The following is a 15,987-nucleotide window of genomic DNA, read 5'->3' as shown; positions in this document are numbered from 1 at the left end:
GCAAACGTTGCAGGCCGCTGCGCGGAACATTCAACGCCATCTCCAAGAGCCGCCAAGAAAACGAGAATACCAAGCGCTAATTTGGTAAGTTAGCGCCAATGGAGATATACCCTCACCCAACCGCGCGCGTGGATAGGCCGAAGATGCCTTCTCTCACAAGGGGAGAGGGCGCTGTATCGTACAGCGCCCTGTGTCAACGCCATCGATGCCGATGGTGAGAATTGCGCGCGCGAGTTCGGCGCAAAACGAGCGGGATCGCATGCGCGCGCTTCACCGCCCATCCTCCAGGATCATCATCGCCGCCTTCTCTGCGATCATCGCGGTCGGCGTGTTGGTGTTGCCCGAGGTGATGGTCGGCATGATCGAGGCGTCGGCGATGCGCAGGCGGTCGATGCCGCGGAAGCGCAGCCGCTCGTCGACCACGGCCATCGGATCATCGGGGGAGCCCATCTTCGCCGTGCCTACGGGGTGGAAGATGGTGGTGCCGATGTCGCCGGCGGCCTTGGCGAGCGCCGCGTCGTCATCGCCGACCGATGGGCCGGGCAGATATTCTTCCGGCCTGTAGGCGGCGAGCGCATTCTGTTTCATCAGCCGGCGGGTGACGCGGATGGCGTCGGCCGCGACCTGGCGGTCGTCCTCGGTCGCCAGATAGTTCGGCGCGATCGATGGCGCTTCATCGATTGCTGCGGAGCGGATGCGGACGCTGCCGCGCGAGGTCGGACGCAAATTGCAGGCGCTGACCGTGATCGCGGGAAAGCGATGCAGGGGATCGCCGAACTTGTCGAGCGACAGCGGCTGCACGTGGAATTGGATGTTGGCGCGGTCGCGCGTCGCATCCGAGCGCGTGAAGATGCCGAGCTGCGACGGCGCCATGGTCAGCGGCCCGCGGCGCCGGAACGCGTAGTCGAGACCCATCAGGCCGCGGCGGACCAGCGAGTAGTAGGTCTCGTTCAGCGTCTTCACGCCCGTGACCTTGTAGATCGCGCGCTGCTGCAGATGGTCCTGCAGGTTGCGTCCCACGCCCGGTCTGTCGAGGACAAGGTCGATGCCGAGCGCGCCGAGCCACTCGGCCGGGCCGATGCCCGAGCGCTGCAGCACCTGCACCGAGCCGATCGAGCCGGCGCTGAGGATGACCTCGCCCCTGGTGCGGGCCTCGATGGTCTCGCCGTTTTGCCGGAAGCGCACGCCGGCGGCGCGGCCGTTCTCGATGATCAGGCGATCCACCATCACCTGCGTTTCCAGCCGCAGGTTCGGCCGGCTCAGCGCCGGCTTGAGGAAGCCCCGCGCGGACGACCAGCGCCGGCCGCGCTTCTGGTTGACGTGGAAATAGCTGATGCCTTCATTGTCGCCGGTGTTGAAGTCGGGGATGCGGCGCAGCCCCATCTGCTCGGCGGCGTCACCGACCGCGTCGAGCACTGCCCAGGACAGCCGGGGCGCCTCGATCCGCCAGCCGCCGCCGACGCCATGGTGTTCGCTTTCGCCGAGAAAATGATCCTCCAGCCTCCTGAATACCGGCAGCACGTCGGCATAGCTCCAGCCGCCGAGGCCGAGCTGGCGCCAATGGTCGTAGTCGGCGGCCTGGCCGCGCATCGAGATCATGGCGTTGATCGCCGAGCAGCCGCCGATCACCTTGCCGCGGGGGTAGGCCAGCGAGCGGCCATTGAGGCCCGGCTCGGCCTCGGTGCGAAACATCCAGTCGGAGCGCGGATTGCCGATCGCGAAGAGGTAGCCGACCGGAATATGGAACCAGATCCAGTTGTCGTTGCCGCCTGCCTCGAGAATCAGGACGCGGGCCTTGGGATCGGCCGACAGCCGGTTGGCGAGGATGCAGCCGGCGGTGCCGGCGCCCACCACGATATAGTCGTAATCCCCCTCGAGCTGTCTCGGCATCGGCATTCCCTTCCCATCGTTGCGAGCTTTTAGTCAGCCCGGACCGGCCCGGACAAGCGCCACGTTCATGGCTGGTTGACCGAGCCATGAGACGGGCGCAGCCCTTATCTTGGGCGGTGCGACTTTTGCATGCTAAACAGGCGCAAAGTCCCACCGGAGTTACGAGATTCCCCATGCCCATCGTCAACCGCGTCGCCGATCTGCAGCCCGATATCCAGGCCTGGAGGCGGGATATCCATTCGCATCCGGAGCTGCTCTACGACGTGCATCGGACGGCGGCCTTCGTCGCGGATCGGCTGCGCGAGTTCGGCTGTGACGAGGTCGTGACCGGCCTCGGCCAAACTGGCGTCGTCGGGGTCATCAAGGGCCGCAAGCCCGGCCATGGCGAGGTGAAGGTGCTCGGACTGCGCGCCGACATGGACGCGCTGCCGATCGTGGAGGCGACCGGACTGCCCTATGCCTCGAAGACCCCGGGCATGATGCATGCCTGCGGCCATGACGGCCATACGGCGATGCTGCTCGGCGCCGCGCGCTATCTGGCGGAGACCCGCAACTTCGCCGGCGAGGTCGCGGTGATCTTCCAGCCGGCCGAGGAGGGCGGCGGTGGTGCGGACGCGATGATCAAGGACGGCCTGATCGACCGTTTCAAGATCGACCAGGTCTACGGCATGCACAACGGGCCCGGCCTGCCGGTCGGCGCCTTCGCCATCCGCCAGGGGGCGCTGATGGCGTCGACCGACGCGATCGACATCACCATCGAGGGTCATGGCGGTCATGCCGCCAAGCCGCACAATTGCATCGACTCGCTCCTGGTCGGCGCCCAGCTCGTCACCGCGCTGCAGCAGATCGTGTCGCGCAGCGTCGATCCGCTGGAGGCCGCGGTGCTGTCGATCTGCGAGTTCCACGCCGGCAATGCCCGCAACGTGATTCCGCAGAGCGCGGTGCTGCGCGGCACCGTGCGGACGCTGACGCCGAAGGTGCGTGAGCTGATGGAGAAGCGGGTGCGCGAGGTCGTGACCGGCGTCGCCCAGATGACCGGCGCCAGGATCGACCTGAACTATGCGCGCGGCTATCCCGTTGTGATCAATCACGCCGAGCAGACCGAGATCGCGATCCGCGCCGCCAAGGAGGTCGCGGGCGACGCCAACGTCCACGAAATGCCGCCGATGATGGGCGGCGAGGACTTCGCCTACATGCTCGAGGCGCGTCCGGGCGCCTTCATCTTCGTCGGCAATGGCGACAGCGCCGGCCTGCATCACCCCGCGTACAATTTCAACGACGAGGCGATCGTCTACGGAACGTCGTTCTTCATCAAGGTGGTGGAGAACACGCTGGCGGCGTGAGGCTCGTCATCGCGCATGGGAATGTGACGGGCCGGCGCGGTGAGCGCGGGCCTTTTGCTTGCCCTATGCACGTTGGGGTTCATGACCTTCGCGAGATGGCTGCGCGTGCGCTGCGGTGGAGCGAGGTGCGACGATATGCCTTGCGATGATGTTTGCAGGCGCAAGGCACGCGTCATGCGCAGCCGTTGCAGGCATATGAGGCGATCGCAGCATGTCCTCCATGTAAGCAATCAGCAGGTGTATCGACCCGACTACTCTATTGTGACTCAAATAGCTTCATGTTAGTTTTTTCCGACTTCGGCGACTGGCCGAGTGTGGACGGCCTGAGCGAAGTGGTTAGCACAGCTACATCGTTGCAAGATCTGTCTGTGTTCCAAGACGAATGTTCCAGGATCTGTGAGTTCAGGGCGCGAGGTCACAGGACTTGTACCGGGACGTTGCTATTTCCTTTCTGAATGAATGGCGGTTCTCAACCGACTGGGAGTTTTAGGAATGGCTGATCGCGATCCGGCGGAAATGCGCAAGAAGGTCGATCTTGCGTTGAAATCCGTAGTAGATTCAGAGATTGCACGTGCCTCTCTGAAGATCGACATCATGGCGGAAGGCGTTCCATTCTCGCGCGGAGCGATCTTCAGCAAGACCAACCCGTTTTCGCGCGGCATCGTCTTCAGCCGTCTCGCGGCGATGGAGCGACCGGACGAGATGGAACGCGAAATCGCCAACGATCCGGCGGTCTTGGGGGCTCTTGCGGAGCGCCTCACGCAGGTGCGGGCCGTGAAGGACCTCAAGGGGCAGTTCAACGTGTCCCAGGCACCGTCTGCGACGAAATCGACCAGGTGAACGGATCGATCGTTCGGCTCAGACCAAGCGAAGCGGGCCTGCCGTGTCGGATCTTGCCGATGTGATCGGTCTTGGCCCGCCCGCGCCTCGCCATGGCATATGACGGATATGGTCGCCGTCGTGTGCGTGAGATTTCCTGATAGCTGCTCTTGATACCGGATTCGGTTGCGGTCCTGCCCCACGGCGGGAAAGCTCGCGGCTGGCTTCGTTGGCGTATTTCCGGAGGCATGCTCGATCATGACTGACGCGTGGACCTGGCGACCGTCGAAATCTGCCTGGCATGAGAAATTCAACGACAAGATCCTGAGATGGCAACCGGAGGACCGCCTCGGCCTCGATGGCGAGCCGCTCAAGGCGTCGCTCATCGAAGCCAATGCGCGCGAAGCGGATTGGCTTCGCCATCCTTGCATGAACTCCATCACCTATGAGGGGCACGACAAGAGTCCGCAGCGCGATCTGCAGGTCGCGATCTGGACGGCCGCCAATGCGCCGACGGCGTCCACGTCGCTGACCGCACCGCAGCCGCTGACCTTATGGTCTCCAGTCGGAGGCTACCGGATCGAGGCCGGCACGTATGACTTGAATGAACTGGCCGGGCTGCTTCCGATGAAGGAGTGGCCCTACGACATATCGGTCGATGTGGGGTGCCACTCGCTGGGATTTCCGATCCCCGATACCTGGGTCGAGCACGCCGATCTCTCGGCCGACGAGCAGGCCCGGATGACGCGCGAGGTGACGAACGCGCTCGAGATCCTCGTGACCGCCGCAAAGAAGTTTCCCGAGTGCGTGAAGTGGGTGTCCGATGTGACGCGCGTCCTGATTCCCTTGCGCAGCAGCGAGCGATCCTATTTCCGCAGCGGATCGCAGGCCGATGTGCCCGGCATGGTCTATGCCGACCTGTTCGGCGGGCTGATGCAGGTGATGGAGGCCATCGTCCACGAATCCGCGCATCTGCATCTGTTCATGGCGGAGGCCTCTGGCCCTCTGGTGGATCCGCAGCACCAGGGCCGCTACGCATCGCCGCTGCGGCCGGAGCCGCGGCCCCTGCGCGGGATCCTGCTGGCGTTTCACGCCATCGCCTACATCTGCGCCTTCTATCGCGAGGCCGAGAAGCAGGGGTTTGGCGGATCGGCCGAGTACGATGCCGAGCTTGCCAACATGCTGACCAAGCTCAAGGAGGCGCAGGTCGTATTGGGTGATGCGCGACAGTTCCTGACCGAGGACGGCCGCGTCTTCGTCGATCGCACCGCCGAGATTGCCTACCAATGAAGGACGGTCCGCATCTTCACTTCGTGTTCAAGGTCGCGTCGCGCTGCAATCTGAACTGCTCCTATTGCTACGTCTACAACAAGGGCGACAGCACCTGGAAAGAACGCCCCGCGATCATGGACGATGAGGTCGTCGAGATCGCGATCGATCGCATCCGCCGTCATTGCCTGGCCACAGGCCAGACCTATCTGACGATCACGTTTCATGGCGGCGAGCCGTGCCTGGTGAAGCATGAGCGGTTCAGCTCCTGGTGCCAGAAGATCAAGGACGGGCTGGCGGGCGTCGCGCGAGTGCAGCTCTGCATGCAGACCAACGGCACGCTGCTCGACGACGGCTGGGCCGAGATCATCAAGAGGTTCGACATCGATCTCGGGATCAGCATCGACGGCACGCCGGAGGTGCATGATGCCCTGCGCGTCGATCATGCCGGGCGGGGCTCCTATCGCGATGTCGAGCAGGGCCTTTCGGTGCTGCGCCGCGCCGGAATTCCGCTGCGCTTCCTGTCGGTGATCCAGCTCGGGGCCAGCGGCGCCGCGGTGCATCGTCATCTGACGAGCCTGGGACCGGCCTCCATCGACTATCTGCTGCCGGATTTCACCCATGACAGCATCACGGCGGTTCGCGACCGTTATGGGCCGACACCCTGTGCCGATTTCCTGATCCCGATCTTCGAGGATTGGTGGCGGGAGGGCACGCTGGATCTCCGGATCAAGATTTTCTGGAACATCGCCTGGCTGGTTCAGGGCGGCGAGAGCCGCATCGACATGCTCGGCAACCAGCCGCTGACCTTCCTGTTCGTCAACACCGATGGCGAGATCGAAGGGCTGGATGTGCTGCGGGTCTGCTACGACGGTGCCGCGCGCACCGGCCTGAATGTGCGGACCTCCGACTTCATGGACGTCCAGCACGCCGGCGCGTTTCACCGCGCGGCGGTGTTCGAGGGCCTGCCGCTGCCCGACGGCTGCCGCGCCTGCCGCGAGCGCGACACCTGTGCCGGCGGCTATCTTCCGCATCGCTATGCGTCGCAGACCGGCTTCAACAATCCGACGGTGTGGTGCGCCGATCTCCTGAAACTGTTCGATCATGTCCGTGAACGGCTGGGGACGTCGGTGGAAGAAACGAAGCTCCGCCGGGCCCATTTCATCGACATGGCGCTGCAGCGGGCGGTGGGGCTGCAGCAGGAGTTGCCGGCCATCGGCTGAGGCGGGACCTTGATCGCCGTCTTATGAGCGATCGCGCCGACCCTGCGGCATGGCCGCGGGGCGGAGAGTGGAATGCGGAAGCGGAAGGAGTGCGCACGATGACGATCACCCGGATGCCCGATGTTCTGCGCTGGGACGATTACGACGCGGTGTGCGACGGCGTGCTTGCCACCTATGGCGACCGGCTCGCGCAGAAGCTGGGCGAGGCCCTGGGCGAGATCTGCCGGAACGATCCCGCGGGCGGGGACGAGCTGCGCAGCATGATGGATCGCGTCGCGGACGATGGCTTCATGCGGGTTCTCGATGCTCCCGAGACCTCGTTCCGTCTGTTGTCGGCGCCGGGCCGGCACGCCGAGGACAAGGGACGATTTCTGCGCGATGCGTTCGTGGCCGAGGCGTTGCGCCAGGAGCTCGACGTCGCCGCCGACCGGGACGTGTGGACCGCGCTCGGCGACCGCGGCTATCTGCGTGACGGCGCCTGCATCTGGCCCCAGGTCGAGGGCATGCCGGTGACCGATTACGGCAGCCCGCATGCGCTCAGGGTGGACCTGTCCGGCCAGGACCGGCTGGTCCCGCCGCCGCGCCCGCCGTTCTCGGACAGCGAAATCGACCGGCTGCACGATCTGCTGCGCCGGTCGCGGGCGGCGCTCGAACGGACCGAGGCGGGGCTTCCCCGTTTCGTCGCCCGCTTCAACATCGCGCTCATCCTGCAGAAGGATCCGGAGAGCCCGGGCAGCTTCTCGTCGGGGTCGAACGGCTACTACATCGGCCGCACCTTCCTCGCCAATCCGCATCTTCCCGAGATCGACGAATCCCACGTCGCCGATGCTCTGGTCCATGAGGGCATCCACGCGCTGCTCTACATGCAGGAGCAGGAACAGCCCTGGTTTCTCGATTCGACGGCGAAAGGGTCGCTGCCGCGCATCACCTCGCCCTGGAGCGGCAGCCGGCTGCCGTTTCCGTCGTTCCTGCAGGCCTGTTTCGTCTGGTACGGCCTGCTGCATTTCTGGAGCCGGGCGATGCAGTCCGGCGCGTTCGAGCAGGGCGTCGCAATCAAGCGCATCCAGCTCTGCCTGCGCGGCTTCTGCAAGCAGCCGCTGCTCGACAGCATCGCGGGGTTCACGTCGGTGGTCGACGCCGATGTGCAGAAGACCATCGAGGAGATGCAGAACGTCGTCGTCGGCGCTTTCGCCGATGTCCGCCATGCAGGCTGACGCGACGACGACGTCGGTGACGGTTGAGTGCGGAGGCTGCGGATGGGGAGTGGAACGGCACTGCATCGGGATCGTCTGGCCGCGCATCCGGTCCAGAAGAGCTTTCGATCGGGAACGCAGCGGTCGGTGCCGCCGTCGCAGACGGTGGAGCGGGTGCGTCCTTACCTCGCCGAGATGGGGATCACGCGGGTGGCCGACGTCACCGGCCTCGACCGGGTCGGCATTCCCGTCACCATGGTCTGCCGGCCGAACTCGCGCTCGGTCTCGGTGTCGCAGGGCAAGGGGTTGACCCTGGACGCCGCGAAGGCGTCGGGCCTGATGGAATCGATCGAGCTGTTTCACGCCGAGACGATCACGCTGCCGTTGAAGCTTGCGACCTATGCCGAGCTGATCCGCGACCATGACGTGGTCGACGTCGCCGACCTGCCGCTGATCGCCGGCGGCCGCTTCCATCCGGATCTGCAGATGCTGTGGATCGAAGGCCGCGATCTGATTGCGGATGCCGATGTCTGGGTGCCGTTCGAGATGGTGAACCTCTCGACATCGCGCCCCGAAATGCCGGCCGGCAGCTTCATCTCGTCGTCGAACGGCTTGGCGTCCGGCAACCACCTGATCGAGGCGCTGCTGCACGGCATCTGCGAGGTCGTGGAGCGCGATGCGACCACGCTCTGGCACCTGCGCAGTCCGGACGAGCAGCAGGGCCGGCGCATCGCGCTCGACACGGTTCAGGACGAAGGCAACAGGCGGCTGCTGGAGATGTGCGAGCGTGCGGGCCTCGAGGTGGTGGCGTGGGACATCAGCTCCGATGTCGGGCTCGCCGCCTGCCAGTGCCTGATCTTCGATCGTGACGAGGAGCTGGGGCGGGATCTCTATGCTGCGTTGGGCATGGGCGCGCATCTGTCGCCGGAGATCGCCTTCCTGCGCGCGCTGACGGAAGCGGCGCAGAGCCGGCTGACGCTGATCGCGGGGGCGCGCGACGACGTGTTTCGCGAGGAATATGACGAGACGGCGCTGGCCGCGCAGTTTCTCGGCGAGCAGCGGGCGTTGCTGCGAACCAGCCCGCCGACGCGAAGCCTGCGCGAAACGCCGTCGCTGGCCTCGGAGACGTTCAACGACGACCTCGCCGTGGTTCTCGATCGGCTGCAATCCGCCGGTGTCCGACAGGTGATCGCGGTCGATCTCACCAAGAGCAGGTTCGAGATCCCCGTGGCGAGGGTCGTCATTCCAGGGCTAGAGACCTTCGACAAGAATCCGGACTACAGCCCGGGGCGGAGGGCGCGGGCCTTCGCCGATGATCAGCTCTCCCGGCGCCAGCCATCGGGGCATCCGCTATGACATGCATCGTGTTCACCGGGCCGACGCTGCATCCGCGCGACGCCGCGCTCGAATTGGAGGCGGAGTATCTCCCGCCGGTGCAGCAGGGCGACGTCTATCGCGCCGCGCTGGCGAAGCCTGCGGCGATCGGGATCATCGACGGCTATTTCGAGCAGGTGCCGTCGGTGTGGCACAAGGAGATCCTGTGGGCGATGGCCAACGGCATCCACGTGTTCGGCAGCGCCAGCATGGGCGCGCTGCGCGCGGCCGAGCTGCACGCGTTCGGCATGGAGGGCGTCGGCAAGGTATTCGCGGCGTATCGCGACGGCGTGTTCGAGGCCGACGACGAGGTCGCCCTGATTCACGGGCCGGCGGAGCTCGGCTTTCCCGCGCTGTCCGAGCCGCTGGTCAACATCCGCTTCACCCTGCAGAAGGCGGTCGCCGCTGGCGTGATCTCGGAGGCGTCCCGTCAGATCCTGGAGGCGCTCGGCAAGGCGAGCTTCTATCCCGAGCGCAGCTACCCGGCGCTGCTGCAGGCCGCGCGGTCCGATGGCCGCCTGACGTCGCAGGAGATCGCCGCGCTCGAGGCCTGGCTGCCGGATCACCGCATCGACCAGAAGCGCGAGGACGCGCTGGAGATGCTGCGGACGATGCGGCGCCGGTTCGCCGGAGACGTGGTGCCCAAGGCGGTCGAGTACGCCTTCGAGCACACGCAGTTGTGGGACGGCCTGATCCAGGACGCACAACGCTCGGCGGCCGCAGAACGCGAGTCCGGCATCCCGGACGGGACGCCGCAATTGATGGACGAGCTGCGGCTGCTGGCCGCGCGCGGCGGCGACCTGTCCGACAAGGCGATCGCGCGATTTCTCGCCGCATCGGAGGCCAAGCGGCGCGGCGTCAGGGTCGACGCCCAGGCGCTGAGCGCGGAGATCATCCGATTTCGCCAGAGCAGGGCTCTGATGGACCCGGCCGAACTGGAGGCATGGATCGCGCGCAACGGCCTGACCCGGTCGGAGTTTCTGGAACTGATGCTGGACGAGGCGCGCATACGCTCGTTCAGGAAGGGGCTCAACGGCTCGGCCCTGAATGCGCTGGCCGACTGGGCGCGGATCGACGGCCATTTCGAGGATCTGCTGGCGCGCGCACGCGACAAATGCGAGGTGCTGAAGCAGACGGAGATCGATGGCCGCGGCTGTCCGGCCGATTTCGGGATCAGCGAGGACGAGCTGATGGCGAGATATCTGCCGGCAGCGCCCGACGACGGAGGCCAGGACGAGGCGGAGTTGGCGGGATCGCTCGGGTTTCCGGATCGCGCCGCGCTGATCCAGGCCCTGCTGCGCGAGCACGTTTACACCTCGCGCAAATCCTGACGGACGGTTGTCGCGTCGCGCGCCATGCCCGATGGCAGGGAGGCGGTCATGCCGCGTGGGCGCGCTTGAGCGCGGCGGCGGCGATCTTCAGGTCTTGCACGAAGAGTTCGTATTCACGCGCCTTGGCGTCGGCGTCGGGCAGGCGCAAGAGATAGGACGGGTGCACCGTGATCATCGCCCTGACACCATCGGGCAGGTCGACGACATGGCCGCGGTTCTTGGTGACCTGGGTGATCTTGCCGAACACCGACTGCGCGGCGGTGGCGCCCAGCGCCACGACCAAAGCGGGCCGGACGGCGGCGAGCTCGCGCTCGTACCATTGGCGGCAGGCCTTGATCTCCGGCGTGTTCGGCTTCTGGTGCAGCCGGATCTTGCCGCGCGGCACGAACTTGAAGTGCTTCACCGCATTGGTGACGTAGACCTTGCTGCGATCGATGCCGGCCTCGGCGAGCGCGCGGTCGAGCATCTGGCCGGCCGGGCCGACGAAGGGATGGCCGGCGAGGTCCTCCTTGTCGCCGGGCTGCTCGCCGACCAGCATCAGCGGCGCATGCTCCGGGCCTTCGCCGAACACGGTCTGGGTCGCATCCTTCCACAGCGGACAGGCGCGGCAGGACGCGGCTTCCTCACGCAAGGTCTCAAGGTCGGCGGCGACAACATCACGTGAGGTCTCAGCAGCAGCATGCGCGTGGGCTTTCGGCTTACGGGTCATCGCGGTCTCCTCGACGCGCTTCTGTGGCTTGTGCGGTTCGGTGCCAGGTTCGGCGATCATCTCGGTGGTGCGCCGGGCGGCAGCCGCGATCAGCGGCTGGATCAGCTTGGCCTCGGGCAGGTTCTGCCAATATTTCTTCGGCATCTCCTTTTCCATTGCCTTCACTTTGAGCCGTGCCGGATTGAAAATGCTGGCATAATAGCGCAGCCACACCTCTTCGAGGCGGTCTTCCGACGGCGCTTCGGCCTTGCTCACACCCGGCGTGAACGAGACGTGGCTGCCGTCCCAATGCGCGCAGATTTCCGGGGTGAGGATCGACCAGGGCATGTCGGCGAAGCGCCGGGCGAAGAACGGCGCGGCGCGCTCGACGATGTGATGCTCCGGCTCGAACCAGGCGACGTAGCGTGACTCGCGCTCGCGGCCGACCTCGCGGAAACGGACGAAGGCGTGCATCTTGTGGACGTCGCGGCGCACCGCGCGCGCCAGCGCATTGGCCTGCGCGACGTCGGGATCGGTGGCGATGTCCATGAGATCGTGGTTGGTCCGCAGACGCCACAGCAGCCGGTAGAGCAGGGTGAAGCGGCTGGGGTCGCTGTGCAGGATCGCGCTTTCAGCAAGCTCCATGAAGCTCGTCGGCACCGAAAACGCGCCCTTGGGCACCTCGGGCAGCTGGGTGTCAGCATGGTCGTCGAACAGATCGGGCGCCGCGCCCTTGACGCGCCAAGTGACGTCCGCCGGCCTGACGTCGTTCATCGCCAGCGCCCGCGCCGCCCGGCGCCAGCCGTCGAAATCGGTGTCGCTGTCGAGGGTTACGACGTGCATTTGTCTCCTCACGTCATTGCGAGGAGCGAAGCGACGAAGCAATCCAGAGTCGTCGTGTCGCCCCTGGATCGCGCGTCGCTGCGCTCGCGATGACGGCTTCCGTCAAAATCCAAATCCCAGCTGCTGCGGTTTCGGCCGCAGCCGGGCTCTGAGGCTGGCACCGTCGAGCAGGGACGGCTGTGGCCGGTGGTCTGAGAGAACGATGAACGGCAGCGCCTTGTTCCTGACGACGTTGAGCCGGGCGAGATCCGCAAAGCGGATCGTGGTGGTGCGGCGGGTCGCGAGGATGCGCTGCACGGTGCGGGTGCCGAAGCCGGGCACGCGCAACAGCTCCTCGCGGCTCGCTGTGTTGATGTCGAGCGGGAAGCGGTCGCGGTGGCGCAGCGCCCAGGCGAGCTTGGGATCGATGTCGAGCGGCAGCATGCCTTCGCCTTCCTCGACGATCTCGTCGGCGTCGAAGCCGTAGAACCGCATCAGCCAGTCCGCCTGGTACAGCCGGTGCTCGCGCACCAGAGGCGGCGCCTGCAGCGGCAGCGCCCGGCTGGCATCGGGGATCGGGCTGAAGGCCGAGTAATACACCCGCTTGAGCTTGTAGGCGCCGTAGAGATTGGCCGAGGTCGACAGGATCGTGCGGTCGTTGGCCGTGTCGGCGCCGACGATCATCTGCGTGCTCTGGCCGGCCGGCGCAAAGCGCGGCGGCTTCGCCCGGCGCACCGTCTTCTTGGCTTCCGCCGTCTCGTCGAGCTTCAGCCTGAGACGCCCCATGGTGCGGCGGATCGCGCGCTGGTCCTTCTCCGGCGCGAGCTTGGTCAGGCTGTCCTCCAGCGGTGTCTCGATATTGATGCTGAGCCGGTCGGCATATTTTCCGGCCTCCGCGATCAGCGCCTCGTCGGCCTCCGGAATTGTCTTCAGATGGATGTAGCCGCGGAAGCGATGCTCCTCGCGCAATTTGCGCGCGACCGAGACGACCTGCTCCATCGTGTAGTCGGGGCTGCGGATGATGCCGGACGATAGGAACAGCCCCTCGATGTAGTTGCGGCGATAGAAGTCGATCGTCAGCTGCACCACTTCGTCGACCGTGAAGCGGGCGCGGAGCACGTTGGAGGAGGCGCGGTTGACGCAATACAGGCAGTCGAAGTTGCAGGCGTTGGTCAGCAAAATCTTGAGCAGCGAGATGCAGCGCCCGTCCGGCGCATAGGAATGGCAGATGCCCATCCCGGGCGAGGTCGAGCCGAGCCCCTTGCCGTCACGGGAATCCCGCATCTCCGTACCGCTGGAGGCGCAGGACGCGTCGTACTTGGCGGCATCGGCCAGGATCTCCAGTTTGCGCAGCAGCTCCATGCTTTTGAATCCCTTTGATTCCACTCGCTGAATCAGATCCGGGGCAATCCCGATTGACTCTCTTTGACGCGTTAGCTTTATATTAGAACGTATCATGAACAAAGAGGGTCGTCGCGGGTTCATTGCCTGCGTTCACAAAGAGAACGGCAGCACCCGCACGATGGATGAAAGGAGCGGCGACGGATGACCGGCGCACGCATGGATACGCTCGCGCGTCTGCGCGGCTACATTGCCCGGCTCGAGGCGGCCGATGGCGCGCATGATTTGCGCCGGGTCGCGCTCGGTCATGACACGGCCGATGCGGTGCTGCAGGGCGGCCTCGCCACGGGCGCGCTGCACGAGGTGTTCGCCGAGACCGGCCGCCAGGCGGCGGCCGCGACCGGCTTCCTGTGCGGGCTTGCCGCGCGTGTCGCCGCGCGCCGGCCGCTGATCTGGATCCGGCAGGATTTCGCCGAGCGCGAGATGGGCGCGCTGTCGATGAGCGGGCTCGCCGAGCTCGGCCTCGATCCGTGCCGTCTCGTGGTCGTGCGCGCGCCCGATCTCGATCATGCCCTGCGCACCGCCGCCGACGCGCTCGCCTGCGACGCGCTGGGCGGGGTGATGCTGGAGGTGTGGGGCGAGACGCAAAAGCTCGATCTCGTCGCCAGCCGCAAGCTGACCCTGACGGCGCAGGAGTCCGGCGTGACCGCGCTGCTGCTGCGCGTCGCCGCCGAACCCGAGCCCTCGACCGCGGAGACGCGCTGGATCGTGCGCAGCGCGCCGTCGCCGCTCGCAGCACCCTGGATGGCGTGGGGCGCGCCGCGGCTCGACGCCGAGCTCATTCGCAACCGTCACGGCCAGACCGGACGATGGATCATGGAGTGGACTCCCGATGCATGCCGTTTCAACGAACCGGCGGCGGATCCTCAGCCTGTGGCTGCCGCGCCTGCCCATCGATCGCATCAAGCGCAGCCGAGCCGCCGGTCCGCATGACGGCCTTCCGCAGGCGGTCGTCCTCAAGGATGCCAATGTGCTGCTGATCCATTCGCTGGACGAAGCGGCGGCGCGCCACGGTGTGTCGCTCGGCCAACCCTTGGCGAATGCCCGCGCGGTCTGTCCCGACCTCGTCGCGCACGAAGCCGATTTGGCGGCTGATGCAAAGATGCTGGAGAGCATCGCCGACTGGTGCGACCGCTTCACGCCGCTGGTGGCGCTCGACCCGCCGCATGGCCTGTCGCTCGACATCACCGGCTGCGTGCATCTGTTCGGCGGCGAAGCCAGACTGATGCGGTCGGTCTGCGATGCGCTGACTGCGCACGGTCTCATTGTGTCGGCAGCGATCGCCTCAAACGCCGTCTGCGCGCGGACGCTGAACCGGCAGGTGCATGGCCGCATCGTGCCCGATGGCGAGGAGGCGGCTGCGGTGGCGCCGCTGCCGGTGGCCGCGCTCGGCGGCAGCGAGGCCATCACGCTCGGTCTGCGCCGCGCCGGCTTGAAGACGATCGGCGACGTCGCCGCGCGCGGCCGCAACGAGATCACCGCGCGGTTCGGCGCCGCCTTCACCCGTGTGCTGGCGCAGGCGCTGGGCGAGGCCGATGCGCCGATCAACCCGCGAAAAGTCCCGCCGGACTACATCGTCGACAAGCGCTTTGCCGAGCCGGTGGCGACCGACACCGTGATCGCGGCAAGCCTCTCCAGCCTCGCGGCGATGCTGGTGGCGGCGATGGCGCAGCAGGGCAAGGGCGCGCGGCGGCTGGAGGCCTGCTTCTTCCGCACCGACGGCCTGGTGCGCGTCATCGCGGTGGACACCGGCCAGCCGGTGACGGACGCCGCCGTCATCGACCGGCTGTTCCGCGAGCGGCTGGAGGCCTTGAACGATCCGCTCGATCCCGGCTTCGGCTTCGACATGATCCGGCTCGCCGCTGGCCGTAGCGAGATCGTGGTGCAGCAGCAGCGCGATCTCGATGCCCATGTCCACGACAATGACGAACTGTCGGCTTTGATCGACCGCATCGCCGCGCGTATCGGCGGCAAGCGCGTCGTCGTGCATCTGCCGGTCGACACCCATGTCCCCGAGCGCGCGGCGCTGCCGCTGCCGGCCCAGCATCACCTTGCGACCACCAGCACCGCCGCCTGGCCCGAACGCCACGACGGCGAGCCGCCGCTGCGCCCGTTGCGGCTGTTCGCGCGTCCCGAGGCCATCCAGGTCATCGCCGGCGTCCCCGACGGCCCGCCCGCGCGCTTCGTCTGGCGCCGCGCCGCACACGCGGTCGTGCGCGCCGAAGGCCCGGAGCGCATCGCGATGGAATGGTGGCGCCCCGACGGCCAGGGCCTGACGCGCGACTATTTCCGCGTCGAGGACGAGCACGGCCTCCGCTTCTGGCTGTACCGCGACGGCCTGTATGACCGCGAATTCGAGCAGCCGGAGAACGGCCCGCCGGTGCAGCCCGCCTGGTACATGCACGGCCTGTTCGCATGAGGGGCGGGGCGATCGCACGGCAACCACGCTGCTCACCCTCCCCTGGAGGGGGAGGGTCGGCTCGCATGCGCGCATGCGAGCCGGGGTGGGGTGACGGACTATCCTCGTGCGCAGTGCCCGTTGTCTTCGGAACGAAGCTAGCTTGGACGTTGGATCCGAGCACTTACAGCGCGACCGGTGCGCTCCCTCTCCCCGTTCTTCACGGGGAGAGGGTT

12 protein-coding genes are annotated in these 15,987 nt (G+C 66.5%); 9 read left to right on the top strand and 3 right to left on the bottom strand.

The annotated features are described in order from the left end of the window. Positions 1-270 precede the first annotated feature (270 nt). Complete coding sequence (locus ACQR2C_RS06800; RefSeq protein WP_434880763.1) at positions 271-1,890, bottom strand: GMC family oxidoreductase; 1,620 nt, start codon at positions 1,888-1,890, stop codon at positions 271-273. A 173-nt stretch (positions 1,891-2,063) separates the two neighbouring features. On the opposite strand from ACQR2C_RS06800, the gene ACQR2C_RS06795 reads away from it, so the two are divergent. From ACQR2C_RS06795 to ACQR2C_RS06765, 7 genes are all read left to right on the top strand, one after another. Next, positions 2,064-3,233: a M20 aminoacylase family protein gene (locus ACQR2C_RS06795; RefSeq protein WP_315801251.1), complete on the top strand. Its 1,170-nt coding sequence runs from the start codon at positions 2,064-2,066 to the stop codon at positions 3,231-3,233. 492 nt (positions 3,234-3,725) lie between these two features. Further along, entirely contained in the window at positions 3,726-4,073 is a 348-nt protein-coding gene (locus ACQR2C_RS06790) for a hypothetical protein (protein WP_434880762.1), read from the top strand. Between the two features lie 237 nt (positions 4,074-4,310). After that, entirely contained in the window at positions 4,311-5,342 is a 1,032-nt protein-coding gene (locus tag ACQR2C_RS06785; RefSeq protein ID WP_434880761.1) for an aKG-HExxH-type peptide beta-hydroxylase, read from the top strand. After that, complete coding sequence (locus tag ACQR2C_RS06780; protein WP_434880760.1) at positions 5,339-6,544, top strand: radical SAM protein; 1,206 nt, start codon at positions 5,339-5,341, stop codon at positions 6,542-6,544. Before ACQR2C_RS06785 ends, ACQR2C_RS06780 begins: the two co-directional genes overlap by 4 nt. Positions 6,545-6,642: 98 nt before the next feature. Then, a complete protein-coding gene (locus ACQR2C_RS06775) occupies positions 6,643-7,758 on the top strand; it encodes an aKG-HExxH-type peptide beta-hydroxylase (protein ID WP_434880759.1) in 1,116 nt (371 codons plus the stop codon). A gap of 42 nt (positions 7,759-7,800) precedes the next feature. Continuing rightward, positions 7,801-9,093 carry a YcaO-like family protein gene (locus ACQR2C_RS06770; RefSeq protein WP_434880758.1) on the top strand — a complete coding sequence of 431 codons (1,293 nt, stop codon included), beginning with the start codon at positions 7,801-7,803 and terminating at the stop codon, positions 9,091-9,093. Beyond that, on the top strand, positions 9,090-10,442 hold the full coding sequence (locus tag ACQR2C_RS06765) for a TfuA-like protein (RefSeq protein WP_434880757.1): 1,353 nt from the start codon (positions 9,090-9,092) through the stop codon (positions 10,440-10,442). The genes ACQR2C_RS06770 and ACQR2C_RS06765 overlap by 4 nt, the downstream gene beginning before the upstream one ends. Before the next feature lie 46 nt (positions 10,443-10,488). Here the strand turns inward: ACQR2C_RS06765 and ACQR2C_RS06760 are convergent, their stop codons facing one another. Continuing rightward, a complete protein-coding gene (locus ACQR2C_RS06760) occupies positions 10,489-11,973 on the bottom strand; it encodes a UdgX family uracil-DNA binding protein (RefSeq protein WP_434880756.1) in 1,485 nt (494 codons plus the stop codon). Positions 11,974-12,075: 102 nt separating this feature from the next. Beyond that, the gene (locus ACQR2C_RS06755) at positions 12,076-13,314 is read right to left on the bottom strand and encodes a putative DNA modification/repair radical SAM protein (RefSeq protein ID WP_434880755.1); all 1,239 of its coding nucleotides are present in this window, start codon (positions 13,312-13,314) and stop codon (positions 12,076-12,078) included. 183 nt (positions 13,315-13,497) lie between these two features. Between ACQR2C_RS06755 and ACQR2C_RS06750 the strand changes: the two genes are divergently transcribed. Beyond that, positions 13,498-14,286 (top strand): ImuA family protein, encoded by a 789-nt coding sequence (locus ACQR2C_RS06750; RefSeq protein ID WP_434880754.1) that lies wholly within the window; start codon positions 13,498-13,500, stop codon positions 14,284-14,286. Continuing rightward, positions 14,186-15,772: a Y-family DNA polymerase gene (locus ACQR2C_RS06745; protein ID WP_434880753.1), complete on the top strand. Its 1,587-nt coding sequence runs from the start codon at positions 14,186-14,188 to the stop codon at positions 15,770-15,772. Before ACQR2C_RS06750 ends, ACQR2C_RS06745 begins: the two co-directional genes overlap by 101 nt. The last annotated feature ends 215 nt before the right edge of the window (positions 15,773-15,987 follow it).

Origin of the sequence: Bradyrhizobium sp. HKCCYLRH3061, assembly GCF_051168015.1 — a bacterium.
GTDB lineage: Bacteria > Pseudomonadota > Alphaproteobacteria > Rhizobiales > Xanthobacteraceae > Bradyrhizobium.
The sequence above is the reverse complement of the archived record's forward strand: the minus strand, read 5'-3'. Positions and strand labels throughout refer to the sequence as shown.